Origin of the sequence: Pseudomonas sp. Marseille-Q1929 (assembly GCF_017316265.1) — a bacterium.
In the GTDB taxonomy this organism is placed as follows: domain Bacteria; phylum Pseudomonadota; class Gammaproteobacteria; order Pseudomonadales; family Pseudomonadaceae; genus Aquipseudomonas.
This window is the reverse complement of sequence record NZ_JAFLWU010000021.1, coordinates 61,712-85,510: the sequence shown is the minus strand read 5'-3', so window position 1 is coordinate 85,510 and position 23,799 is coordinate 61,712. Positions and strand designations below refer to the sequence as shown.

Annotated in this window: 21 protein-coding genes; 12 read left to right on the top strand and 9 right to left on the bottom strand. The window is 62.0% G+C overall.

Going from position 1 to position 23,799, the window contains the following annotated elements; all coding sequences use genetic code 11:
* Window positions 1–91 precede the first annotated feature (91 nt).
* The 10 genes from bioB to J1G37_RS20780 all read left to right on the top strand — a co-directional run bounded on the left by bioB (window position 92) and on the right by J1G37_RS20780 (window position 12,491).
* A complete protein-coding gene (bioB, locus tag J1G37_RS20825; RefSeq protein WP_122513954.1) occupies window positions 92–1,147 on the top strand; it encodes a biotin synthase BioB in 1,056 nt (351 codons plus the stop codon).
* A 160-nt stretch (window positions 1,148–1,307) separates the two neighbouring features.
* Entirely contained in the window at window positions 1,308–2,489 is a 1,182-nt protein-coding gene (bioF, locus tag J1G37_RS20820) for an 8-amino-7-oxononanoate synthase (protein ID WP_207045124.1), read from the top strand.
* Complete coding sequence (locus J1G37_RS20815; RefSeq protein WP_207045121.1) at window positions 2,482–3,213, top strand: alpha/beta fold hydrolase; 732 nt, start codon at window positions 2,482–2,484, stop codon at window positions 3,211–3,213. The genes bioF and J1G37_RS20815 overlap by 8 nt, the downstream gene beginning before the upstream one ends.
* Entirely contained in the window at window positions 3,206–4,018 is an 813-nt protein-coding gene (bioC, locus tag J1G37_RS20810; RefSeq protein ID WP_207045119.1) for a malonyl-ACP O-methyltransferase BioC, read from the top strand. Before J1G37_RS20815 ends, bioC begins: the two co-directional genes overlap by 8 nt.
* On the top strand, window positions 4,015–4,695 hold the full coding sequence (bioD, locus tag J1G37_RS20805) for a dethiobiotin synthase (RefSeq protein WP_124527157.1): 681 nt from the start codon (window positions 4,015–4,017) through the stop codon (window positions 4,693–4,695). The genes bioC and bioD overlap by 4 nt, the downstream gene beginning before the upstream one ends.
* 106 nt (window positions 4,696–4,801) lie before the next feature.
* On the top strand, window positions 4,802–5,083 hold the full coding sequence (locus J1G37_RS20800) for a pyrroloquinoline quinone biosynthesis protein PqqE (protein WP_207045118.1): 282 nt from the start codon (window positions 4,802–4,804) through the stop codon (window positions 5,081–5,083).
* A gap of 342 nt (window positions 5,084–5,425) precedes the next feature.
* Window positions 5,426–7,231: a phenylacyl-CoA dehydrogenase gene (locus tag J1G37_RS20795; RefSeq protein WP_207045116.1), complete on the top strand. Its 1,806-nt coding sequence runs from the start codon at window positions 5,426–5,428 to the stop codon at window positions 7,229–7,231.
* Window positions 7,232–7,439: 208 nt separating this feature from the next.
* Window positions 7,440–8,729, top strand: coding sequence for a GGDEF domain-containing protein (locus J1G37_RS20790; RefSeq protein ID WP_207045114.1), 1,290 nt, complete (start codon window positions 7,440–7,442; stop codon window positions 8,727–8,729).
* A gap of 90 nt (window positions 8,730–8,819) precedes the next feature.
* The gene (locus J1G37_RS20785) at window positions 8,820–10,589 is read left to right on the top strand and encodes an acyl-CoA dehydrogenase C-terminal domain-containing protein (protein ID WP_207045112.1); all 1,770 of its coding nucleotides are present in this window, start codon (window positions 8,820–8,822) and stop codon (window positions 10,587–10,589) included.
* Between the two features lie 123 nt (window positions 10,590–10,712).
* The gene (locus J1G37_RS20780) at window positions 10,713–12,491 is read left to right on the top strand and encodes an acyl-CoA dehydrogenase C-terminal domain-containing protein (RefSeq protein ID WP_207045110.1); all 1,779 of its coding nucleotides are present in this window, start codon (window positions 10,713–10,715) and stop codon (window positions 12,489–12,491) included.
* A gap of 226 nt (window positions 12,492–12,717) precedes the next feature.
* Here the strand turns inward: J1G37_RS20780 and J1G37_RS20775 are convergent, their stop codons facing one another.
* Complete coding sequence (locus J1G37_RS20775; RefSeq protein WP_207045108.1) at window positions 12,718–13,617, bottom strand: LysR family transcriptional regulator; 900 nt, start codon at window positions 13,615–13,617, stop codon at window positions 12,718–12,720.
* A gap of 209 nt (window positions 13,618–13,826) precedes the next feature.
* Here J1G37_RS20775 and J1G37_RS20770 point away from each other — a divergent pair, with 209 nt between their 5' ends.
* Window positions 13,827–15,086, top strand: a complete 1,260-nt coding sequence (locus tag J1G37_RS20770) for an aminotransferase class III-fold pyridoxal phosphate-dependent enzyme (RefSeq protein WP_207045105.1) — start codon at window positions 13,827–13,829, stop codon at window positions 15,084–15,086.
* A 183-nt stretch (window positions 15,087–15,269) separates the two neighbouring features.
* A complete protein-coding gene (locus tag J1G37_RS20765) occupies window positions 15,270–15,428 on the top strand; it encodes a YqaE/Pmp3 family membrane protein (protein WP_010207008.1) in 159 nt (52 codons plus the stop codon).
* Window positions 15,429–15,433: 5 nt separating this feature from the next.
* Here the strand turns inward: J1G37_RS20765 and pqqE are convergent, their stop codons facing one another.
* The 8 genes from pqqE to J1G37_RS20725 all read right to left on the bottom strand — a co-directional run bounded on the left by pqqE (window position 15,434) and on the right by J1G37_RS20725 (window position 23,708).
* Entirely contained in the window at window positions 15,434–16,564 is a 1,131-nt protein-coding gene (pqqE, locus tag J1G37_RS20760; RefSeq protein ID WP_017739526.1) for a pyrroloquinoline quinone biosynthesis protein PqqE, read from the bottom strand.
* Entirely contained in the window at window positions 16,557–16,832 is a 276-nt protein-coding gene (pqqD, locus tag J1G37_RS20755) for a pyrroloquinoline quinone biosynthesis peptide chaperone PqqD (protein ID WP_207045103.1), read from the bottom strand. The genes pqqE and pqqD overlap by 8 nt, the downstream gene beginning before the upstream one ends.
* A complete protein-coding gene (gene pqqC / locus J1G37_RS20750) occupies window positions 16,829–17,581 on the bottom strand; it encodes a pyrroloquinoline-quinone synthase PqqC (RefSeq protein WP_017739525.1) in 753 nt (250 codons plus the stop codon). Before pqqC ends, pqqD begins: the two co-directional genes overlap by 4 nt.
* An 11-nt stretch (window positions 17,582–17,592) precedes the next feature.
* On the bottom strand, window positions 17,593–18,504 hold the full coding sequence (gene pqqB / locus J1G37_RS20745) for a pyrroloquinoline quinone biosynthesis protein PqqB (protein WP_207045100.1): 912 nt from the start codon (window positions 18,502–18,504) through the stop codon (window positions 17,593–17,595).
* 69 nt (window positions 18,505–18,573) lie between these two features.
* Window positions 18,574–18,648 carry a pyrroloquinoline quinone precursor peptide PqqA gene (gene pqqA / locus J1G37_RS20740; RefSeq protein ID WP_003194766.1) on the bottom strand — a complete coding sequence of 25 codons (75 nt, stop codon included), beginning with the start codon at window positions 18,646–18,648 and terminating at the stop codon, window positions 18,574–18,576.
* A gap of 159 nt (window positions 18,649–18,807) precedes the next feature.
* The gene (gene pqqF / locus J1G37_RS20735; RefSeq protein ID WP_207045097.1) at window positions 18,808–21,162 is read right to left on the bottom strand and encodes a pyrroloquinoline quinone biosynthesis protein PqqF; all 2,355 of its coding nucleotides are present in this window, start codon (window positions 21,160–21,162) and stop codon (window positions 18,808–18,810) included.
* 48 nt (window positions 21,163–21,210) lie between these two features.
* On the bottom strand, window positions 21,211–22,005 hold the full coding sequence (locus tag J1G37_RS20730; RefSeq protein ID WP_207045094.1) for a carbon-nitrogen hydrolase family protein: 795 nt from the start codon (window positions 22,003–22,005) through the stop codon (window positions 21,211–21,213).
* 11 nt (window positions 22,006–22,016) lie between these two features.
* Window positions 22,017–23,708: an NAD(P)/FAD-dependent oxidoreductase gene (locus J1G37_RS20725; RefSeq protein ID WP_207045091.1), complete on the bottom strand. Its 1,692-nt coding sequence runs from the start codon at window positions 23,706–23,708 to the stop codon at window positions 22,017–22,019.
* Window positions 23,709–23,799 lie beyond the last annotated feature (91 nt).

Sequence of the window (23,799 nt, the reverse complement as noted above, 5' to 3'; positions counted from 1 at the left end):
AATCTTCCTTAAATATGCCGAGCATCCGTGTCGTGTCTGTGGGTATTGCCCTTCCCGCAGCGCTTGCCAAAGCATAATCAAGGAATCGCCCATGAGCGCCAGCACCACCGCCACCTTGCGTCACGATTGGTCCCTCGCCGAAGTCAAAGCGCTGTTTGTGCAGCCGTTCAATGACCTGCTGTTCCAGGCGCAGACCGTGCACCGCGCGCATTTCGACGCGAACCGTGTGCAGGTGTCGACCCTGCTGTCGATCAAGACGGGCGCCTGCCCGGAAGATTGCAAATATTGTCCGCAGTCGGGCCACTACAACACTGGCCTGGAAAAAGAAAAGCTGATGGAAGTGCAGAAGGTCCTCGAAGAGGCCGCCCGCGCCAAGGCCATCGGTTCGACGCGTTTCTGCATGGGCGCCGCGTGGAAGCACCCGTCGGCCAAGGACATGCCCTACGTGTTGCAGATGGTCCAAGGCGTCAAGGCTATGGGCCTGGAAACCTGCATGACCCTCGGTCGTCTCGACCAGGACCAGACCGAAGCCCTGGCCCAGGCCGGTCTGGACTACTACAACCACAACCTCGATACGTCGCCGGAGTTCTACGGCAGCATCATCACCACCCGCACCTACAGCGAGCGCCTGCAAACCCTGGCGTATGTGCGTGATTCGGGGATGAAGATCTGCTCCGGCGGCATCCTCGGCATGGGCGAGTCCCTCGACGACCGCGCCAACCTGCTGATCCAGCTGGCCAACCTGCCGGAACACCCGGAGTCGGTGCCGATCAACATGCTGGTGAAGGTGGCCGGTACGCCGCTGGAGAACGCCGAGGACATCGACCCGTTCGACTTTATCCGCATGCTCGCCGTGGCGCGCATCCTCATGCCGCAGTCCCATGTGCGCCTGTCGGCGGGTCGTGAGGCGATGAACGAGCAGATGCAGGCCCTGGCGTTTTTTGCCGGTGCCAACTCGATCTTCTACGGCGACAAGTTGCTGACCACTGCGAATCCCCAGGCGGACAAGGACATGCAGTTGTTCTCGCGTTTGGGGATCTTGCCGGAGGCGCGTGAAGAGCACGCTGATGAGGTGCATCAGGCGGCGATTGAGCAGGCGTTGGTGGAGCAGAAGAGTAGCGAGCAGTTCTACAACGCGGTGGTTTGACGCCCATCTCTCTATTGATTGGAATGCAATCCAATGTGGGAGCTGGCTTGCCTGCGATAGCGGTCTTTCAGACACATTGATGCTGAATGTGCCGCCGTCATCGCAGGCAAGCCAGCTCCCACATTGAGACTGTGTTCATCCAGATCTATCCGAGGCCAGCATGTCTTTCGATCTCTCCGCGCGCCTCGCTGCCCGCCGTGCCGAACACCTTTATCGCCAACGCCCGCTGCTGCAAAGCCCCCAAGGTCCGGAAGTGGTGGTGGACGGCCAGCCGTTGCTGGCGTTCTGCAACAACGATTACCTGGGCCTGGCCAATCACCCGCAAGTGATCGAAGCCTGGCGCGCCGGTGCGTCCCGCTGGGGCGTGGGCGGTGGCGCTTCGCACTTGGTGGTGGGGCATGCGACGCCACACCATGAACTGGAAGAAGCTCTGGCCGACCTCACCGGTCGCCCACGCGCGTTGCTGTTCACCACCGGCTACATGGCCAACCTCGGCGCAGTCACGGCGCTGGTGGGACAGGGCGATACGGTGCTGGAAGACCGGCTTAACCATGCGTCGTTGCTGGATGCGGGCTTGCTCTCCGGCGCGCGTTTCAATCGCTATTTGCACAACGACGCCGGCAGCCTGGCCAAGCGCCTGGAAAAGGCCACCGGCAACACCTTGGTGGTCACCGACGGCGTGTTCAGCATGGACGGCGATCTGGCCGACCTGCCTGCATTGGCCCGTGAAACGCGCGCAAAAGGCGCGTGGCTGATGGTGGACGACGCCCACGGGTTTGGTCCGCTGGGCGCCACCGGCGGCGGGATCGTCGAGCACTTCGGCTTGAGCCAGGAGGACGTGCCGGTGTTGGTCGGCACCCTCGGCAAGGCCTTTGGCACGGCAGGCGCATTTGTGGCCGGCAGTGAAGAGCTGATCGAAAGCCTGATCCAGTTCGCCCGGCCGTATATCTACACCACCAGCCAACCGCCGGCGCTGGCCTGCGCCACGTTAAAGAGCCTGGAGTTGCTGCGCACCGAGCATTGGCGGCGCGAACATCTCAACGGCCTGATCCGCCAGTTCCGCCAGGGCGCCGAGCAGCTTGGCCTGGATTTGATGGCAAGCTTTACGCCGATCCAGCCGATCCTGATCGGCGACAGCGCCAAGGCCGTGCGTCTGTCGCAGATGCTGCGCGAGCGTGGCCTGATGGTCACGGCGATCCGCCCACCCACTGTGCCGGCCGGCAGCGCGCGTTTGCGCGTGACCTTGACGGCGGCCCACACCGAGGCGCAGGTGCAGCTATTGTTAAACGCATTGGAAGAGTGTTTCCGCTTGTTAGGCGCCACGGAGCCCGACCATGCGTGATCGACTGATCTTGTTGCCCGGCTGGGGCCTCGGCGTATCGCCGCTGGAACCCTTGGCCGCCGCCTTGCAGGGCCTCGACGAACACCTGCGGGTGCAGATCGAACCGTTGCCGGCCCTGGATTCCAGCGACCTCGACGAATGGCTGGATGAACTCGACGCCACATTGCCGGACAACGCCTGGCTGGGCGGCTGGTCCCTCGGCGGCATGCTCGCCACGGCACTGGCGGCGCGGCGCGGTGAACGCTGTTGCGGCCTGCTGACCCTGGCGAGTAACCCGTGTTTCGTCGCCCATGACGGTTGGCCGAGTGCGATGCCCGCCGAAACCTTCGACGCCTTCCTCGCCGGTTGCCATGCGGATTCCCAAGTCACCCTCAAACGCTTCGGCCTGCTGTGCGCCAAGGGCGCCGCCGACCCACGTGGGCTGGCGCGTTTGCTGGTCAGCGGGGCGCCGAATATGCCGTCCCGCGTGTTGATGACCGGTCTTGAACTGCTCGCCCAACTCGACACCCGCGAAGCCTTGCTGGCGTTTCGCGGCCCGCAGATGCACCTGTTCGCCGGGCTGGATGAACTGGTGCCCGCCGAGGCGGCAAGCGCCCTGTTGCACTTGCTGCCGGATGTTGAAATCGGTTTGATTGAACAGGCCGGTCACGCTTTTCTTCTGGAAGACCCCCACGGTGTTGCGGGGGCCATCCAGGCTTTTTTGCATGAGTGCGTTGATGACTGATTTATCCCACCCCCAACTGCCGGGCGCCTTGCCGGACAAGCGCCAGGTAGCGGCGTCGTTCTCCCGTGCTGCGGCCAGCTATGACAGCGTGGCCGAGTTGCAACGCGCGGTAGGCAGTGAATTGCTCACCCGTCTGCCGGAGGCCCTCGCGCCGCAACGCTGGCTGGATATGGGCTGTGGCACCGGGTATTTCAGCCGTGTGCTGGGTGAGCGTTTGCCGGCCAGCCAAGGTGTGGCGCTGGATATTGCCGAGGGCATGCTCAACCACGCCCGGCCATTGGGCGGCGCTCACCACTTCATCGCAGGCGACGCCGAACGCTTGCCGCTTAAAGCTGACAGCTTGGGGCTGCTCTTCTCCTCTCTCGCGGTGCAATGGTGTGCGAATTTCGAGGCGGTGCTCAGCGAGGCCTATCGTGTGCTGCAACCCGGTGGCGTGCTGGCGTTCGCCAGCCTGTGTGTCGGCACGCTGGATGAGCTGCGTGAAAGCTGGCGCGCGGCGGACGGCCTGGTGCACGTCAACCGCTTCCGCACGTTCGAGGCGTACCAGCAGTTGTGCGCGGCCAGCGGTTTGCGTGTGGTCAGCCTGGAGCGCCAGCCCCATGTGCTGCATTACCCGGATGTGCGCAGCCTGACCCATGAATTGAAGGCGCTGGGCGCGCATAACCTCAACCCGGGCCGGCCCGGAGGGTTGACGGGGCGCGCGCGGATTGTTGCACTGGTGGACGCTTACGAGCAGTTCCGTCAGGCCCAGGGCCTGCCTGCGACTTACCAGGTGGTGTACGCAGTACTGGAGAAACCGTTATGAGCGTCGCTTATTTCATTACGGGCACCGACACCGATGTCGGCAAGACCACCGTCGCGGCCGGGCTGCTGCATGCCGCGCGACAGGCCGGAAAAAGTACCGCCGCAGGTAAGCCGGTGGCCTCCGGTTGCCAGGTCACGCCCAAGGGCCTGCGCAATGCCGATGCACTGGCGTTGTTGGCCGAGTGTTCATTGCCGCTGAGTTACGCCGAGGTCAACCCGGTGGCGTTCGAGCCGGCCATCGCGCCCCATCTGGCGGCACGGGAAGCCGGTGTTGCGCTCACGGTGCAGTCGTTGCTCAAGCCCATGCAGCAGGTGTTGGCACGGGACGCGGATTTCACCTTGATCGAAGGCGCGGGCGGCTGGCGCGTGCCCTTGGCCGATCAGGCGAATCTGTCGGACCTGGCCATCGCGCTGAAGCTGCCGGTGATCCTGGTGGTGGGCGTGCGCCTGGGGTGCATCAGCCATGCGTTGCTCACGGCCGAAGCCATTGCGCGGGACGGTTTGCCACTGGCGGGTTGGGTGGCGAATATCATCGACCCCAAGACCTCCCGTCTGGAAGAAAACCTCGCCACCCTGGCCGAACGCCTGCCTGCGCCATGCCTGGGCCGCGTGCCGAAACTCAAGCACGCCGGGGCCGAAGCCGTTGCGGAGTACTTGCAGCTGGACCTGCTTGACTGATTTTGGCTATCACTAAGGCATTGTGCCATTAGTGTTTTTGACGGGTGTTTTGCCGGTTTCTCTGCTTCAATCAGTGTTCACGATTCTCTAAAGGCAGGCTTACGCCATGGACATCTCTGGAAGCAGCGCGTTTTATTCGGGCCTGAGCACCATTCAGACCGGGCAGAACCGTGTCGACCAGGCCGCCGGTAAAATCGCCAGCGCTGCGACGACCCAGCCCTCGGATGCACAACTGGATCGTCTGCGCGCCAATGACCGGGCCCAGCCTTCCAACTCGGCGAGCAATATGGTCGAAATGGCGCAGGGCAAGTTTCAAGTGGAGCTGGGCGCCAAGGTTGCCAAGGCTTCGGATGAAATGCTTGGGACCTTGATCGACACCTACGCGTAACCCCCCTCTCTCCAGGCTTGCTGGCTCTTCTGTGGGAGCTGGCTTGCCTGCGATGGCCTCTACTCGATTCTTCTGATACACAGCGGCGCCCGCATCGCAGGCAAGCCAGCTCCCACACAAGCCAGCTCCCACATTTGACCTCGGTCGTCCTTCTGAACTCCTACACTTCCTTTGCTGTGGCAACCCGCCACAAGCATCGCCGTGCGCGTCATTGATTCGCGTCATGACAAACGGCGTCTTGACATCCCCAGGTCGTAAACGTATGTTTCAAACACCTGTTTGACCGCTACAACAAATCCACGCGGTTGTTCATTCCAGATACATCAGCAGAGGTTTATCGCTATGCCTGACTACAAGGCCCCCTTGCGTGATATTCGCTTCGTTCGTGACGAACTGCTTGGCTATGAAGCGCACTATCAAAGCCTGCCGGCTTGCCAGGACGCTACCCCGGACATGGTTGACGCCATTCTCGAAGAAGGCGCCAAGTTCTGTGAGCAAGTACTGGCACCGTTGAACCGCGTGGGCGACATCGAAGGGTGTACCTGGAGTGAGTCAGGCGTTAAAACCCCTACGGGTTTCAAAGAAGCCTACAAACAATTCGTCGAAGGCGGCTGGCCAAGCCTGGCCCACGACGTGGAGCACGGCGGCCAAGGCCTGCCGGAATCCCTGGGCCTGGCAGTCAGCGAAATGGTTGGCGCCGCCAACTGGTCGTGGGGCATGTACCCGGGCCTGTCCCACGGTGCGATGAACACCATTTCCGAGCACGGCACCCCTGAGCAGCAAGACGCTTACCTGACCAAGCTGGTGTCGGGCGAATGGACCGGCACCATGTGCCTGACCGAGCCACACTGCGGCACCGACCTGGGCATGCTGCGCACCAAGGCCGAGCCTCAGGCCGACGGTTCCTACAAAGTCTCCGGCACCAAGATCTTCATCTCGGCCGGTGAACACGACATGGCCGACAACATCGTCCACATCGTGCTGGCGCGCCTGCCGGATGCACCGGCTGGCACCAAAGGCATCTCGCTGTTTATCGTGCCGAAGTTCCTGCCGAATGCAGACGGTTCGATTGGCGCGCGCAACGCCGTGACCTGTGGCTCCCTGGAACACAAGATGGGCATCCACGGCAACGCCACCTGCGTGATGAACTTCGACGCGGCCACCGGTTTCCTGATCGGCCCGGCGAACAAAGGCCTGAACTGCATGTTCACCTTTATGAACACCGCGCGCCTGGGCACTGCGCTGCAAGGCCTGTCCCACGCCGAGATCGGTTTCCAGGGCGGCCTGAAATACGCTCGTGACCGCCTGCAAATGCGCTCCCTGACTGGCCCGAAAGCGCCGGATAAGGCCGCTGACCCAATCATCGTGCACCCCGACGTGCGCCGCATGCTGTTGACCATGAAAGCCTTCGCCGAAGGCAACCGTGCGATGGTGTACTTCACCGCCAAGCAAGTGGATATCGTCAAGTACGGCACCGACGACGAAGCCAAGAAGCAAGCCGACGGCCTGCTGGCGTTCATGACCCCGATCGCCAAGGCGTTCATGACCGAAGTCGGTTTTGAATCCGCCAACCACGGCGTGCAGATCTACGGCGGCCACGGTTTCATCGCCGAGTGGGGCATGGAGCAGAACGTGCGCGACAGCCGCATTTCGATGCTGTACGAAGGCACCACCGGCATCCAGGCCCTCGACCTGCTGGGCCGCAAAGTGCTGATGACCCAAGGCGAAGCGCTCAAGGGCTTCACCAAGATCGTGCACAAGTTCTGCCAGGCCAACGAAGGCAACGAAGCCGTCAAGGAATTCGTTGCACCGCTGGTGGCACTGAACAAAGAGTGGGGCGAGTTGACCATGAAGGTCGGCATGGCCGCGATGAAAGACCGTGAAGAAGTCGGTGCCGCCTCGGTGGATTACCTGATGTACTCCGGTTACGCCTGCCTGGCTTACTTCTGGGCCGACATGGCGCGCCTGGCAGCCGAAAAACTGGCCGCCGGCACCACCGAAGAGGCGTTCTACACCGCCAAGCTGCAGACCGCGCGCTTCTACTTCCAGCGCATCCTGCCGCGTACCCTGGCCCATAAAGCCACCATGCTGTCGGGTGCCAACAACCTGATGGACATGAAAGAAGAAGACTTCGGCCTGGCTTACTAAGCCTTACCGGGTTCACTTCCAGAGCCGCCGCTCCTTCACGGGAGTGGCGGCTTTTTTGTGGGCAATAAAAAACCCCAGTACAGCGCTCAGGGATTACCGTCGGCTGCCGTTACAGTGATGGCAATGTGATACATGCGTGCCAGGTTGTGCTTAACTGTCGGCATGCAGGCATAGTGCTATCATTCATTTGCGGGTCGGAGTTTTACCCTTGTCACGCGTGTCCGCTGTACGGTTCAGTCATTTCCTCCCTTCGTTGCTGCTGTTGCTGGCCGGGCTTTCGGCTGCGTACGTCAAGGACCTCAACGTCTTCTTCACCTCGCTGTTCAACGTGCTGCCGACCCTGGTGCTGTTGCTCGGCGGTTCGTATTGCGCGGTGTACCGTCGACAGCGCGAGCTGTTTTTGATGATCACGGTGTACGTCGCGTATTTCCTGCTGGATACCCAGACCGATTACTACCGCGACAATGGTCGCGTGCGCGAAGACGCCGCCGTGGTGTTCCACCTGTGTTGCCTGTTGTTGCCGCTGTTGTTCAGCATCTACGCGCTGTGGCAGGAAAAGACCCACCTGTTCCGTGACTTCGTCGCACGCTGTGCGGTGCTGTTTGCCGTCGGCAGTGTTGCCTTGGCGCTGGAGCAAAGTTATCCCCAGGTGCTGCTGAACTGGCTGGCCGAGATTCGCTGGCCGGCGCTGCATGGCAACTGGATGAGCCTGATCCAATTGTCGTACCCGATGTTCCTGATCGGCTTCCTGACCCTGGCGGCGCAGTATTGGTACCAGCCACGCCCGCTGCACGCGGCGCAGCTTGTGGGGTTTGTCGGGTTGTTCTGGATGTTGCCGCAAACCTTCATCCTGCCGTTCACCCTCAACATCATGTGCAGCCAAGTGATGCTGATGATCGCTGCCGGCGTGGCCCACGAGGCGTATCAAATGGCCTTCCGCGACGAGCTGACCGGCTTGCCGGGGCGCCGTGCGCTGAACGAGCGCATGCAGCGCCTGGGTCGCAACTATGTACTGGCGATGACCGACGTCGATCACTTCAAGCGCTTCAACGACACCCATGGCCACGACGTCGGGGACCAGGTGCTGCGCCTGGTGGCGAGCAAGTTGGCCAAGGTCAACGGTGGTGGGCGCGCCTATCGGTATGGCGGCGAAGAGTTTGCCGTAGTGTTCGCCGGCAAGACTTTGGACGAATGCATGCCGCACCTGGAAGAGATCCGCGAGATCATCGCCAACTACGACATCAAGCTGCGCAACCCGGACCGTCCCCAGGACGATCAGCAAGGTCGCCAGCGGCGCGTGGGCAGCGGTGCAACCAGTGTGTCGGTGACTGTGAGTATCGGTGTGGCCGAGCGCCAGGCCGAGCAGCGCACCAGCGAAGAAGTGCTCAAGTCCGCCGACCAGGCGCTGTACGCCGCCAAGGGCGCGGGGCGCAATTGCGTGATCGCGGCCGGGCAAACCCGGCGTGGCGCGGTGCGCATGGAAAGCGCTGCCGGTTGAGTAATGGCGCTGTATTCAGCAGCGCTACAGTGATTGTCCAGGCGGGTTGCCGGCAGTAGGTTGAAGCCATCTGCTGCCGGAGACATTGCCATGCCTGACTACAAAGCTCCCCTGCGCGACATGCGCTTTCTGATCGACAACGTGTTTGATTTCCACGGCCACTACGCGGCGCTGGGGGCGACAGACGCCAGCCCGGACATGGTCAGCGCGATCCTCGAAGAAGGCGCGAAATTCTGCGAAAACGTGCTCGCACCCCTGAACCGCAGTGGCGATGAAGAAGGCTGCCATTTCGACAACGGCGTGGTCACCACGCCCAAGGGCTTCAAGGAAGCCTTCGCCCAATACGTCGAGGGCGGCTGGCACGGCGTGGCGGCAGATCCTGCCTACGGCGGCCAGGGCTTGCCGCAGTCCCTGGGCCTGGTGCTCAGCGAGATGATCGGCTCCAGCAATACCTCCTGGGGCATGTACCCGGGGCTGACCCATGGCGCGATGTCGGCGATCCACGCCCACGGCAGCGCCGAGCAGAAAGACACCTTCTTGAGCAAACTCACCGCCGGCGAGTGGACCGGCACCATGTGCCTCACCGAAGCCCACTGCGGCACCGACCTGGGCCTGATCAAGACCCGCGCCGTGCCCCAGGCGGACGGCAGTTATGCGGTGACCGGCAGCAAAATCTTCATCTCGGCCGGCGAGCACGACATGAGCGCGAACATCATCCACCTGGTGCTGGCCAAGCTGCCGGATGCGCCGGCGGGCACCAAGGGCATCTCGTTGTTTATCGTGCCCAAGTTCCATGCGGATTCGGGCGAGCGCAACGCGGTGCACTGCGGCTCCATCGAACACAAGATGGGCATCAAGGCGTCGGCCACCTGCGTGCTGAACTTCGACGGGGCCAAGGGCTTTTTGATCGGCGAGGCGAACAAAGGCCTCAACTGCATGTTCACCATGATGAACCACGCGCGCCTGGGCACCGGCATGCAGGGCTTGTGCAATGGCGAGGCGAGTTTCCAGGGCGCGATCAAATACGCCAACGACCGCCTGCAAATGCGTGCGCTGACCGGCGCCAAGGCCCCGGACAAAGCCGCCGATCCGATCATCGTGCACCCCGACGTGCGGCGCATGTTGCTGACCATGAAAGCCTTCAACGAAGGTAACCGCGCCCTGACTTACTTCACCGCGCAGTTGCTCGACACTGCGCACTTAAGCAGCGACGCGGCCCAGCGCCAGGAGGCCGAAGACCTGTTGGCGTTCCTCACCCCGATCTGCAAGGCCTTTATGACCGACACCGGCCTGGAGGTGACCAACCACGGCATGCAGATTTTCGGCGGCCATGGCTACATCCGCGAATGGGGCATGGAACAACTGGCGCGGGATGCGCGGATCGCGCCGATCTATGAGGGCACCAATGGCATCCAGGCCCTCGATTTGCTCGGGCGCAAGGTGCTCGGCAGCCAGGGCAAGCTGTTGCGTGGGTTTACCAGGATTGTGCATAAGTTCTGCGGAGCAAACGCCGAGCATCCTCAGCTCAAGGCTTATGTGGCGCAACTCAATCAACTCAATGGGGAATGGGGCGAGCTGACCACCAAGGTCGGTATGGCCGCCATGAAGAATCCCGATGAGGTCGGCGCGGCGGCTGTGGATTACTTGATGTACAGCGGCTACGTGGTACTCGCCTACCTATGGTTGCGCATGGCGATCGCTGCGCTTGAGCAGGATGATGCCGACTTCGCCAAGGCCAAGCTGGCCACTTGCGAGTTCTACTTCAAACGCTTGTTGCCACGTACCGCTACGCACCGCGCCGCGGTAGAAGCGGGCAGCGAATGCCTGATGAGTCTGCCGGCGGAGGCATTTGCGCTGTGATGACTTAAAAATACCAATCAGTCACAAGTGGACCCTATGTGTCTGAAAAGTTGTTCGGGTACACTCGGAGCCTGTAAAACCGACACTTACCGAATTACTTTTCACGTTCTCACGAGGTTTGCCATGGCTGATTACAAAGCGCCGCTGCGTGATATGCGCTTCGTCCTCAACGAAGTCTTTGAGGTTGCCAACACTTGGGCTCAATTGCCGGCATTGGCAGACACCGTTGACGCCGAAACCGTAGAGGCCATCCTCGAAGAAGCCGGCAAGGTCACCGCCAAATCCATCGCCCCCCTCAGCCGTGGCGGCGATGAGCAGGGTTGCCGTTGGGAAGACACCGCGGTGTTTACCCCGGATGGTTATCCACAGGCCTACAAAACCTACGCAGAAGGCGGTTGGGTTGGCGTAGGCGGAGACCCGGTGTTCGGCGGCATGGGCATGCCCAAGGCGGTCTCGGCCCAGGTCGAGGAGATGATCAACTCGTCGAGCCTGGCATTTGGCCTGTACCCGATGCTGACCTCCGGCGCCTGCGTGTCGATCAACACCCACGCCAGTGAAGAACTCAAGGCCATCTACCTGCCGAAGATGTACTCCGGTGAGTGGGCCGGCTCTATGTGCCTGACCGAAGCCCATGCCGGTACTGACCTGGGGATTATTCGCACCAAGGCAGAGCCGCAGGCGGACGGTTCCTACACCATCAGCGGCACCAAGATCTTTATCACCGGTGGCGAGCACGACCTGACCGACAACATCATCCACCTGGTGCTGGCCAAGCTGCCGGATGCCCCGGCCGGTCCCAAGGGCATTTCGTTGTTCCTCGTGCCCAAGTTCATGGTCAATGCCGACGCCAGCCTGGGCGCGCGTAACCTGGTGAGCTGTGGCTCGATCGAACACAAGATGGGCATCCAGGCGTCCGCGACCTGTGTGATGAACTTCGATGGCGCCGTGGGTTACCTGGTGGGCGAGCCGAACCGAGGCCTGGCAGCGATGTTCACCATGATGAACTACGAGCGTCTGGGCGTTGGCATCCAGGGCCTGGCGTCGGGTGAGCGTTCGTATCAGAACGCGATTGAATACGCGCGTGACCGCCTGCAAAGCCGTGCGCCGACCGGTGCCCAGGCCAAGGACAAAGTCGCCGACCCGATCATCGTCCACCCGGACGTGCGTCGCATGCTGCTGACCATGAAGGCGGCGAACGAAGGCGGCCGTGCATTCTCCACTTACGTGGCGACGCAACTGGACATCGCCAAGTTCAGCGAAGACCTGGCGGCCCGCGAACGTGCGGATAACCTGGTGGCGCTGCTGACACCCGTCGCCAAGGCGTTCTTGAGCGACCTCGGCCTGGAAACCACCGTGCTCGGCCAGCAAGTGTTTGGCGGCCATGGCTACATTCGTGAATGGGGCCAGGAACAACTGGTGCGTGACGTGCGCATCACCCAGATCTACGAAGGCACCAACGGCATCCAGGCGCTGGACTTGATGGGCCGCAAGATCGTGGGCAGCGGTGGTGCGTTCTACACCTTGTTCGCTGATGAGATCCGCCAGTTCATCGCGTCGACAGGCGCCGAGTTGGCCGAATTCACCAAGCCGCTGAGCGCGGCGGTGGACAACCTCGACGAATTGACCGCCTGGGTGCTGGACCGCGCGAAGACCAACCCGAATGAAATCGGCGCGGCCTCCGTGGAGTATTTGCATGCATTTGGATACATGGCCTACGCCTACATGTGGGCACGCATGGCCAAGGCGGCGCTGGGCAAAGAGGCCGAGGAAGACTTCTACGCCAGCAAGCTGGGTACGGCGCGCTTCTATTTTGCGCGCCTGCTGCCGCGTATCCAGTCGCTGAGTGCGTCGGTAAAAGCTGGTAGCGAATCACTGTTTTTGCTGGATGAAGCACTGTTCTAAGGGCTTGGAGGGCGTGTAAGCATTCTCTTACATGACGTGCTGCTATTCGTCCTCTATCGCCAAATTGGATCCACAGATAATCTACTTCACATGGACGTCGCGCAGGAAGCGCAAAGCAACAACACGGACACGTAGGATTCTGCCAGGACGGCGGAGTGAAATGGATGTCAGGGAAACAGTCTGCAAAGCCCCGCTTCGGCGGGGTTTTCTTTTGCCCGCGAAAAAGTCAGGCGCCTGCCTGCGGGGCATTCATCACGTCTTCGAGCAAGGTACGCAACAGCGCTACCGTCGCCTGCTGGCGCTGCGCATCGCGGCACACCAAGCCCACTTTCAACGGCACCCTGGGTTCGCTCAAGGGTTTCCACAGCAGTGACTGGCTGTTGTGTTCGTCCTGGGAACGTCCTGGCAGCACCGTCGCCAGTTTGGTGTTGGGCAAACTGTCGAGAATCCCCACCATGGTGTTCAACTCGGCCTGCACCTGCGGGCGTCGCCCAAGGTTGGCCAACTGGCCCTGCCAGATCTGCCGCACCTGAAACTCTTCCCCTAGCAGCAGCATGGGCAACTCGGCCGCCTGTTTCAGCGAGACTTTCTTGAATTCGCGCAGCGGATGATCCTCGGGGATGACGACCTTCAACTCATCTTCGTACAGCAGCGCGCCGTGCAGTCCGGGCTGGCGTGGCGGCAGGTAGCTGATGCCGATGTCCAGCGAGCCGTTCAGCAGTCGCCGCTCAATCTCCAGCCCGGTCAATTCATAGATCTGCACCACCAGATGGGGCTGTGCCTTGCGCACACGTTCAAGCATTTGCGGCACCAGGCTGGTGTGCACGGTTTGCAGCACGCCGATGGCCAAGGTGCGCATGGCCTGGCCCTTGAAGTTGCGCAAGGCCTCGACAGCTTGTTGCATGCCATCGATCAGCGGCAACGCGTGGTTGTACAGCGTGTGGGCCGCCAGGGTCGGCAACAGGCGTTTGCTGCTGCGTTCGAACAGGCTCACATCGAGGTTCTGCTCCAGTTGGCGGATCTGTTGGGACAGCGCCGGTTGGGAGATCGACAGACGCTCGGCGGCACGGCCGACGTGGCCTTCCTCATACACCGCGACGAAATAACGCAGTTGCTTGAAATCCATAAGACTTACTTATCGAAAAAGCTGGAAAATCGAAATGGCCGTTGGCCCCCGAGGCGCCTAGTCTAGCGCCTATTCGTAGGGCTTACAGGGCCAGATCGGGCAATGAACAGCGTTTATTCAGACAGCGTTTACATAGGCAAGGCAAAAAACCTCATGGCCCTAGTCGCCGGGTGTACCGACCAAGGTCCGGTTGCTATCGGGGGCGAGCTGTGAACCTGTTCAATATGCGTCGACCTGCGCCGAGCCTGGATGACCTGATTCTGGATGAAGCGCCGTCGGGGGATTCCCTGATGCCCACCGTGGCACGGCCGCCGCAAGTTTTCGTACGCGGCCAGGGCTCCTGGCTGTGGGACAGTGAGGACCGTGCCTACCTGGATTTCAGCCAGGGCAACGCCGCCAACAGCTTAGGCCATAGCCCGCAAGTGTTGATCAAAGCCCTGGCAGACCAGAGCCAGGTGCTGATCAACCCTGGCCATGGTCTGTATAACCGCGCCCAACTCAATCTGGCCGAGCGCCTGTGCCACCGCACTGGCAGCGACCAGGCTTACCTGCTCAACAGCGGCGCGGAAGCCTGCGAAGCGGCGATCAAGTTGGCGCGCAAATGGGGCCAGCGGCATCGCGGCGGCGCCTATCGGATCATCAGCGCCAGCGCCGGTTGCCATGGGAGAAGCTTCGCCGCGATGGCCGCTTCGGCGGGCGCCGCTGGCAACCGCTTCGAACCGCAATTGCCGGGCTTCAGCTACGTGCCCTTCAACGATTTGCCAGCCCTGCACGCCGCTGTGGATGCGCAAACCGTCGCGATCATGCTCGAGCCGATTCAGGGCGAAGCGGGCGTGATTCCTGCGACTGAGCATTACCTTAAAGGTGTGGAGCGCCTGTGCCGCGAGCTGGGCATCCTGCTGATCCTCGACGAAGTGCAAACCGGCCTCGGTCGTTGCGGCACCTTGCTCGCCGAACAGCAATACGGCGTGCGCGCCGACATCATCACTCTCGGCAAAGGCCTGGGCGGCGGCGTGCCTCTGGCAGCGCTGCTGGCGCGGGGCAACGCCTGTTGCTTTGAAGTGGGCGAGTTGGAAGGCACCCATCACGGCAATGCGCTGATGGCGTCGGCCGGTGTGGCCGTACTCGATACTGTGTTGGAACACGGCTTTCTAGAGCATGTACGCGAAGCCGGCCTACATCTGGGTGAAGGCCTCGCCCGCCTGGCTTACCGCTACGACCACGGCCAACTGCGCGGCCACGGCCTGATGTGGGGCCTGACTTTGTCAGATGATTCCGCGGATGCAGTGGTAAAAGCGGCGCTGCACGAAGGCCTGATCCTCAACGCCCCGCAAGCCAACTGCCTGCGCTTTACCCCGGCGCTGACGGTGAGCAAAAGCAACATCGACGAAATGCTTCTGCGCCTGGCGCGCGCCTTCTCCCGCGTGCGCACCGCGCAACTGCAATGCCGCAAGGGCATCGCTGTTTAACCCTTATTTCCTGAACCGTCTCGCGGTATACGCGGCGCCTCCGGCCTGATTCTTTTGGCTGGGGGCGTTTTTTTGTCTGCGTCGTTAAAGGTGGCGCTATGCCAGATCCCACTGAACCCTCACGAACCCCCAAGGTCGATTAGCTACACGGCTCACACGAGCCGATTTTCTGGAGCTGAACCCATGGACATCATTCGTATCATCATCGCCATCCTGCTGCCGCCACTGGGTGTGTTCCTGCAAGTGGGTTTCGCCGGTGCGTTCTGGCTGAATATTCTGCTGACCCTGTGCGGTTATTTCCCGGGCATCATTCACGCGGTGTACATCATCGCCAAGCGCTGAGGCCGTCAGCCTTTGGCGATGAGCCGTGAATTACGCTCATTGCGAAAGGCCAGTTGCTCGATGGTCTGAGTGGCGTGTTCGGCTTCTTCCCGCGCCTTGAGGATGATGCCGTGCTGCTCGGACTTGCTGCACACCGGGTCGGCATTGCTCGCGTCCCCCGTGAGCATGAAGGCCTGGCAACGACAGCCGCCGAAGTCTTTTTCCTTTTCATCGCATGAACGGCACGGCTCGGGCATCCAGTCGTAGCCGCGAAAGCGGTTGAAACCGAACGAGTCGTACCAGATGTGCTGCATGCTGTGCTCGCGCACATTGGGAAATTGCACCGGCATCTGTCGGGCTCCGTGGCACGGCAGGGCGGTGCCGTCCGGCGTGACGGTCAGAAAGATACTACCCCAGCCATTCATGCAGGCTTTCGGGCGCTCTTCGTAGTAGTCCGGGGTCACGAAGATCAGCTTGCACGGGTGGCCTTCGGCTTCCAGTTTGGCGCGGTATTCGTTGGTGATGCGTTCGGCGCGCACCAGCTGTTCCTGGGTGGGCAGCAACCCGACGCGGTTGAGCTGCGCCCAGCCGTAGAACTGGCAGGTGGCGAGCTCGACAAAGTCCGCTTCCAGCGCGATGCACAGCTCGATGATGCGGTCGATCTTGTCGATATTGTGCCGATGGGTGACGAAGTTCAGCACCATCGGATAGCCGTGGGCCTTCACCGCGCGGGCCATTTCGAGTTTTTGCGCGAAGGCTTTTTTCGAGCCGGCCAGCAGGTTGTTCACTTGCTCGTCGCTGGCCTGGAAGCTGATCTGGATATGGTCCAGGCCGGCCTTCTTGAAGTCGCTGATCTTCTGCTCGGTGAGGCCGATGCCGGAGGTGATCAGGTTGGTATAGAACCCCAGTTTGCGCGCCTCGGCGATCAGTTCGGCGAGGTCCTGGCGCACCAGCGGTTCACCGCCGGAGAAGCCCAGCTGCGCGGCGCCCATTTCCCGCGCTTCGCGAAACACCTTGAACCACTGCTCGGTGCTCAGCTCCTTGCCCTGCTCGGCAAAATCCAGCGGGTTGGAGCAATACGGGCACTGCAACGGGCAGCGGTAGGTCAGCTCGGCGAGCAGCCACAACGGCAGGCCAATCGGCGGTTTTTCAGGCAAGGGTGATCCAGTGCTCAGCACGGGCGACCTCCATGAATTGCTCGATGTCGTCGCACAGCTCAGGCACGCCGGGAAACTGCTTATCCAGCTCGGCAATGATTGCCGCCACGTCGCGCTCGCCGTCGATCAAACCACCGATCAGCGCGGCGCTGTCGTTGAGCTTGATCATGCCCTCGGGGTAGAGCAGCACATGGCCCTTTTGCGCGGGTTCGTACTGGTAGCGATAGCCTTGGCGCCAGGTCGGTTTCTTGCTGCGGTCAAAGCTCATAGGGCGATCCCTTTATGCCACACCCGTTGGTCGGTCACGCTGTGATACGGCGGGCGTTTCAGTTCGTAGGCCATGCTCATGGCGTCCAGCATGCTCCACAAGATATCCAGTTTGAACTGGAGAATTTCCAGCATGCGTTCCTGGCCCTCACGGGTGGTGTAGTGCTGCAGGGTGATCGCCAAACCGTGTTCCACGTCGCGCCGGGCCTGGCCCAGGCGGGTGCGGAAATATTCGTAGCCGGTGGGGTCGATCCACGGGTAATGCTGCGGCCAGCTGTCGAGACGCGACTGGTGGATCTGCGGCGCGAACAGTTCGGTCAGCGAGCTGCTGGCGGCTTCTTGCCAGCTGGCGCGACGGGCGAAGTTGACGTAGGCATCGACCGCAAATCGTACGCCGGGCAGGACCAATTCTTGCGAACGCAGTTGATCCGGGTCGAGGCCGACGGCCTGGCCCAGGCGCAGCCAGGCCTCGATACCGCCGTCTTCGCCGGGTGCGCCGTCGTGGTCGAGCAGGCGCTGGATCCACTCGCGGCGGATCTCGCGGTCCGGGCAGTTGGCCAGGATCGCCGCGTCTTTGAGCGGGATGTTCACCTGGTAGTAGAAGCGGTTGGCGACCCAGCCCTGGATCTGCTCGCGGCTGGCGCGGCCTTCATACATCGCCACGTGGTACGGGTGATGGATATGGTAGAAGGCGCCCTTGGCCCGCAGGGCGGCTTCGAATTCAGCAGTGGTCAATGGCGTGTCAGTCATTTCGATCGCTCCTACAATTCAATGCTCATGCCGTCGTAAGCCACTTCGACATTGCGCCGCACCAGTTCCGCTCGCTCGGGGGAGTCTTCATCGAGGATCGGGTTGGTGTTGTTGATGTGGATAAGCACTTTGCGCTGCTCGGGCAACTGCTCCAGCACTTCGAGCATGCCGCCGGGGCCGTTCTGTGCCAGGTGGCCCATCTCGCGTCCGGTGCGGGTGCCGACGCCACGGCGCTGCATTTCGTCGTCATCCCACATCGTGCCGTCCACCAGCAGGCAGTCGCTGCTGGCCATGATCTCCAGCAGCGGCGCGTCGACTTTGCCCAGGCCTGGGGCGTAGAACAGCTTGCCGCCGGTGCGCAGGTCTTCGACGATCAGGCCGATATTGTCGCCAGGGTGCGGGTCGAAGCGGTGCGGCGAGTAGGGCGGCGCGGCGCTGCGCAGTGGCAGCGGGGTGAAACGCAGGTTGGGGCAGGCCGGGACGGTGAAGCTGGTGTCCAGCTCGATGCGGTTCCAGGCCAGGCCGCCGTTCCAGTGGGTGAGCATGGTGAACAGCGGGAAGCCGGTGCTGAGGTCTTCATGGACCATGTCGGTGCACCACACCTGGTGCGGGCAACCTTCGCGCAGGCTCAGCAGACCGGTGGTGTGGTCGATCTGGCTGTCCATCAGGATGATCGCGCTGATGCCGGTATCGCGCAGGGCGCGGCCCGGTTGCATCGGCGCAAAGCCTTGCAGTTGCGCCCGAATATCCGGCGAGGCGTTGCACAGGACCCAATTCACGCCATCGTCGGAGATCGCGATGGACGACTGGGTACGTGCCTGGGCCCGCAGGCTGCCATCACGGAAACCTGCGCAGTTCACGCAGTTGCAGTTCCACTGGGGGAAACCACCGCCGGCGGCGGAACCTAGAATCTGGACAAACATGGTAGCTCCCAAGCAAAGCTCAAAACAAAAACGCCCCGGGCGGGCCGAGGCGTTGTATTACCCAGCGGATTAACGGCTGGCGAAGTACATGGTGACTTCGAAACCGATACGCAGATCAGTGTAAGCAGGTTTGGACCAGGTCATATTCTTACTCCTACCAAGGGATGGGACTTTCACTACCAAGTAATACATATAGTCCACCTCCAATCGGAGATGTTCAGCTGTGTGCGTAGGAATAATACTCAGATCTGTTCAAGTTAGCGCTGTCTTGGCGGAAAAAGCCTGTTGCAGGGTTGGCAATGATCAGCCTGGAGACTGCCATTGGCCCTTGATGATTGGGCCGTTGGCGATACAGCGCCAGCCTCCTGTGGCGTCGATCAATTGCTCGGCGGCGTGCAGCATCTGTTCACGCGTAAGGCTCTGGATTGATTGTTGAAGGCGTTCCAGATAATCCGCCGGATGCTCCGCCAAACGCGCGTGCCAGAGCAGCTCGGCGGCCTGGGCAAGGGGTAGCGTCTCAGTCGAGAACTGTTGCGCCAGCGCCAGGTTGCCGAGATCTTCGCTGCTGCTGATGCGTGCCGGTAACTGCGTGAGGAAGGTATGCAGGTGCTCGACGATCCCAGCGAGGGACACGTTGGGGGATTGCACGCCAAACAGCAGGCCGGTTTGCCCGTTGATCTGTCGGACGCCGCTGAATACCGCGTAGCCGATTTGCAGTTCTACCCGCAGGCGTTGGTAAAACGGGCCCTGGAGCATATGCCCAAGCAGGCGCCACGCAGCCTCATCCGCCAGGGATTGGCTGGGTGTCGGGCAAAACAGCAGCAGGGCGGCTTCGTTGGAATCGGTTTGCACCGCATGCCAGACACGCTGGCCGCCGAGGGTTGCCGGGACCTGTTCGAAATTTGCAGGGTGCCCGGGCAGGCGGGCCGCTGCGGCTTTGACCGCTGCCTCAGACACGGCTGAAAACCCCAGTCCCAGGCCTTGCCACTGTGCGGTGGCCCAGGTGGCTTCGGCGTTTTCTGGCACGATCATGGCGCAGCAAGCAGGCAGCGCCTTGAGCAATTCGCGGATTGCAATCATCGGCGTAGGTACGCAGGGTGCCTGTTGCGTCTGATTCAGGCTGTGCGCCAACGCGTCCAGCACTGCCGGCATGGGTTCGGGTAACCCGATCAGTTTCACCAGCCAGTCATTGCCGACGGTTTCAAACGACAATTCAACGCCCGCCTGGCGAGCATTCTCACGCAATGACTGCAGGGCGCCTTCCAGGCCAACGGGCGCAAAACGCCAGTTCAGGTACAGCGCCGCTTCATCGATGTCATCCGCCAGCGCTTGGCTGAAGGTCAGCGCCGAGACTTCCCGACGCCCCCGTGAACGGTCCTGGGCGAACGTACGTAAACCCCGGTGCGCGCTGGTCTGGCCGCGAATCAGGCCGGCGCGTTCTTCCTTGAGCGGCGGGCGCAGGAAGGGATTGTTGGGGGGCAGTTGCCAAGTGTGTCGGGCGGCCGGCAGGTGCAGGGCGTCGAGCATGGCTTTGAGGGCGGCGATGCTCTGCTCTGACACGTCTTTGCTGGCGTGTTGAGCCAGGGCCAGGGCGCCTCGGGTCTGTTGCTGGCGAGCGGCGAGCAGGGCGAACTCTTCTCTCAGTGAGGTCCAATCGCTGTGTGCGAAAAAGCTCAGCCAGTCGTACAGCAAGGATTCAATCAGTGTCGCCTGTTCACCTTGTGCGCCGAGGGTAAAGTCGATATCGAGCACGGCTTGTCCGGCGAAGTGATACAGCACCGTCGCCTGCAAGTCGGTGGCCAGTTGTCGTGTTTGCAGCTCGGCCATCAGCCCGCCCGGCGCCGAGGCGTTGAGCCAGGTGCAAAGGAACTCCAATGCCGCGCGGGGCGCATGGCAAGTGATGACCTGATGCAGGTGATTGTCGGCGTTGTACTGATAGCCCTGGGCTTGGCCGGCCATCAATGCCGGCGGTGCGGCTTGCGGGCGCAACGGGCCTGTGGACAGCTGCTTGCTGAGTCGCTGGGCCAGGGCTTCCAGTTCATCCAACGGCTGCGGCCCGGCAAGGCTCAAGCTCATCTGCCCGCTCTGGTAAAACTGCTGATGGAATTCCCGCAAGGCCTGCTGAAAAGCCTCACGCTCCACCGGCAGGCTGTCGCGGTTGCCCGCATGAAAGCCGCGCAGTGGATGATCTGCCGCCAGACCTACCAGCAACGCCACCTGCTGCTGTGCCTTGGCATCCTGGGACCAGGCGACAAACTCCGCTTGCAGCACTTCGCGCTCGCGCAGTTGATCGTCCAGCGTGAGGCGCGGGTTGGCCAGCATGTCCGCCAAGCGTTCCAGCCCATCGGCAAAGGTTGCTACCGGCAGCTCGAAGAAGAAGTCGGTGGTGCGCTCACGGGTGCTGGCATTGACCTGGCCACCGTGGCGTTGCACGTAAGCCATCAACCCTTCGTTGGTAGGAAAGCGCTCTGTTTCGAGAAACAACAGGTGTTCAAGAAAATGCGCGAGCCCCGGCCAAGCCAGCGGCACGTCATGGCTACCGGCAGCCACCTGTAAGGCAGCGGCGCAGCGCTTCAAGCGTGGCGCGTGGAGCAGGGTAACCCGCAGGCCATTGGCGAGGGTCAGTTGACGATCAAGGGGGTGGGCCGGCGCAGGCATGGGCACTTCCGAAACGTAGGAAGTGCCTATGCTAGCAAACCCAATGGGTCAGGGCTTGTGCAGCGCGCCGTACAGTTCGGGGCGGCGATCGTGCAGGTAGTGGTTGGCGGCGCGGGCATCGAGGATCGATTGGCGCTCCAGGGTGCCGACGATCAAAGCTTCATCCAGCCCCGCCTGGGCAATGCGCTGGCCATCCGGCGCGGCGATGCTGCTTTGCCCGCAGTAGTGGATCTCGCCTTCATGCCCGCAGTAGTTGGCGTAGGCCACGTAGCACTGGTTCTCGAAGGCCCGCGCCCGCACGGTGACATCGGCGACGAAGTCGAACGGCACCATGTTCGCCGTGGGTACCAGGATCAGCTCGGCGCCGGCCAGGGCCAGGCGCCGGGTGTTTTCCGGGAACTCCAGGTCGTAGCAGATCAGCATTCCCAGCTTCCAGCCGTTGAGCTCCACCAGCGGCAAGTCGTCGCCGCCGGCGCTGAACATCGAATGATCCAGGTCGCCAAACAGATGGGTCTTGCGGTAGTTGCACAGGCGCTGGCCGTGGGCGTCGATCAACTGCACGGCGTTGTAGATCTGCCCGTCTTCAGCGCGCTCCGGGTAGCCATACACAATCGCCAGGCCCGCGCTTTGCGCCAGTTCGGCAATCGTCTGTGCGCTGGGGCCATCGGCCGCCTCGGCCAAGGCGCCAACGGCTTCGGCGCCGATGTTGTAGCCGCTGAGGAACATCTCCGGCAGCACCAGCACATCGGCGCCGGAGGCTTCATGCGCCAACTGGTGCAGGCGCGCGAGGTTGCCGGCCACATCCAGCGGCAGTGGCGGGCATTGGTACAGGGCGACACGCATGGTTTGGCTCCTTACTCAGCCAGGGCGATCGGGCCGATTGCATCGAACACATCGCCCGGCCCCGGGTTCTCGGGGTGAGTGCTGCCGCCGAAGTGGGTCATGATGCCCCACACCGCGTTCAGCGAAGTTTGCACGGCGCCTTCCACCCAGGCCGGGGTCCAGGAAACGTCGTCACCGGCGATAAAAATCCCACGCTGCTCAGCGGGCATGTCCTTCTGCATGAAGTGCGCATACATACGCTGGTTGTAGCGATAGTGACCGGGCAGAGCGCCTTTGAAGGCCCCGAGGAAGTGCGGGTCGGCTTCCCAGGACACGGTGATCGGGTCGCCGATGATGCGCGCCTTGATATCGACTTTCGGGTAGATCTTCTTCAGGGCGTCGAGGGCCAGCTTCACGCGCTTGTCGATGGGCTGCGGGAGCATTTTCAGCGCGTCGCTCATCCACGAGTAAGACAGGCAGATCACGCCCGGCTTGTCGTCGCCGTTGTCGAACAGGTAGGTGCCACGGGTCAGGCGGTCGGTGAGGGTCATGCTCATCAAGTCGCGGCCGGTTTCCGGGTCTTTGTCTTTCCAGAACGGGCGATCGACCATTACGAAGGTTTTCGAGGATTGCATGTAGCGGGTGCGGTCCAGGGCCATCCACATCTTTTGCGAGAACAGGCTTTCGTCGCATTCGATCTGGGTGGTCAGCAGCCAGCTCTGGCAGGTGGTCAGCACGGCGGCGTATTCGCGGGTGTCGCCGTAGTTGTCGGTGACGGCGAAACGGCCACCGTCAGCGTGGGCAATGCGCTTCACCCCGGCCCGTGGCGCGCCACGGTGCAACGAACTGAGGCTGGTGCCGGCCGGCCAGTGGGCACAACGTTCCGGCACATGGCGCCAGATGCCCATGGGCACTTGCGCTACGCCGCCGACCACGAGGTGCTGGTGGTCGTCGCAGTTGGTCATGACCACGCGGAAGATTTCCAGCATGGAGTTGGGGAAATCCGAGTCCCAGCCACCGGTGCCGAAGCCGACCTGGCCGAAGACTTCGCGGTGCAGGAATGACAGCTTGGCAAACGCCTTGGAGGTGGCGACGAAGTCGTAGAAGGTGCGGTCGTCCCACAGCGGCACGAGCTTGTTCCACAGCTCCTTGAGGCGCGGCACGTCACGGTCGCGGATAGCTTGCTGGATGTCACCGAACTGCGAGCCGGCCTCCAGGGCATCGGCCCAGGCGTCGGCAACTTCCTGGAACAGCACCGGTAAATCCGACAGCTTTTGTGCGTAATGGGTCTGGCCTTCCAGGTCGATCACGGTACTGCCAGACGCTGGGGTCAAAGGGTTGGGGAACGGTTTGGTTTCCAGCCCGAGCTTGTCCACGTAGTGGTAGAACGCAGTGGACGACACCGGGAAGCGCATGCCGCCGAGCTCGGCGATGATGCCCTCGGCGCCTTCAAATGCCTGGGAGCGCAAGCGGCCGCCCATTTTCGAGGCTTCGTACACCACGGGCTTGAGGCCCAGCTTCATCAGCTCGTAGGCGGCGACCAGGCCGGCAATGCCCGCGCCGACAATTGCCACTTCGGCGCCATGGTGGGCGGCGGGAATGCTACCCAGGCCGGCGGGGTGCTCGATCCAGTCGTCAAAGGCGAAGGGGAAATCCGGGCCAAAGATGGTGATGGGTTTTTTACCGTCTGCAGGGTGGCGATTGTTTTTGTTGAATGGGTTCATGGCTGACCTGGCTGGCGACTCGGCGGGGCACGTCCCGCTGAGTATAGGAAAAGATGGCAGCCAGTTTAGGGAGCGTAGCGTGCGTTAATAA

What these genes read in the sequence shown, in the direction of transcription:
- bioB (WP_122513954.1), top strand. Translation starts at nt 92, where the DNA reads ATGAGCGCCAGCACCACCGCCACCTTGCGTCACGATTGGTCCCTCGCC.
- bioF (WP_207045124.1), top strand. Translation starts at nt 1,308, where the DNA reads ATGTCTTTCGATCTCTCCGCGCGCCTCGCTGCCCGCCGTGCCGAACAC.
- J1G37_RS20815 (WP_207045121.1), top strand. Translation starts at nt 2,482, where the DNA reads ATGCGTGATCGACTGATCTTGTTGCCCGGCTGGGGCCTCGGCGTATCG.
- bioC (WP_207045119.1), top strand. Translation starts at nt 3,206, where the DNA reads ATGACTGATTTATCCCACCCCCAACTGCCGGGCGCCTTGCCGGACAAG.
- bioD (WP_124527157.1), top strand. Translation starts at nt 4,015, where the DNA reads ATGAGCGTCGCTTATTTCATTACGGGCACCGACACCGATGTCGGCAAG.
- J1G37_RS20800 (WP_207045118.1), top strand. Translation starts at nt 4,802, where the DNA reads ATGGACATCTCTGGAAGCAGCGCGTTTTATTCGGGCCTGAGCACCATT.
- J1G37_RS20795 (WP_207045116.1), top strand. Translation starts at nt 5,426, where the DNA reads ATGCCTGACTACAAGGCCCCCTTGCGTGATATTCGCTTCGTTCGTGAC.
- J1G37_RS20785 (WP_207045112.1), top strand. Translation starts at nt 8,820, where the DNA reads ATGCCTGACTACAAAGCTCCCCTGCGCGACATGCGCTTTCTGATCGAC.
- J1G37_RS20780 (WP_207045110.1), top strand. Translation starts at nt 10,713, where the DNA reads ATGGCTGATTACAAAGCGCCGCTGCGTGATATGCGCTTCGTCCTCAAC.
- J1G37_RS20775 (WP_207045108.1), bottom strand. Translation starts at nt 13,617, where the DNA reads ATGGATTTCAAGCAACTGCGTTATTTCGTCGCGGTGTATGAGGAAGGC.
- J1G37_RS20765 (WP_010207008.1), top strand. Translation starts at nt 15,270, where the DNA reads ATGGACATCATTCGTATCATCATCGCCATCCTGCTGCCGCCACTGGGT.
- pqqD (WP_207045103.1), bottom strand. Translation starts at nt 16,832, where the DNA reads ATGAGCTTTGACCGCAGCAAGAAACCGACCTGGCGCCAAGGCTATCGC.
- pqqC (WP_017739525.1), bottom strand. Translation starts at nt 17,581, where the DNA reads ATGACTGACACGCCATTGACCACTGCTGAATTCGAAGCCGCCCTGCGG.
- pqqB (WP_207045100.1), bottom strand. Translation starts at nt 18,504, where the DNA reads ATGTTTGTCCAGATTCTAGGTTCCGCCGCCGGCGGTGGTTTCCCCCAG.
- pqqF (WP_207045097.1), bottom strand. Translation starts at nt 21,162, where the DNA reads ATGCCTGCGCCGGCCCACCCCCTTGATCGTCAACTGACCCTCGCCAAT.
- J1G37_RS20730 (WP_207045094.1), bottom strand. Translation starts at nt 22,005, where the DNA reads ATGCGTGTCGCCCTGTACCAATGCCCGCCACTGCCGCTGGATGTGGCC.
- J1G37_RS20725 (WP_207045091.1), bottom strand. Translation starts at nt 23,708, where the DNA reads ATGAACCCATTCAACAAAAACAATCGCCACCCTGCAGACGGTAAAAAA.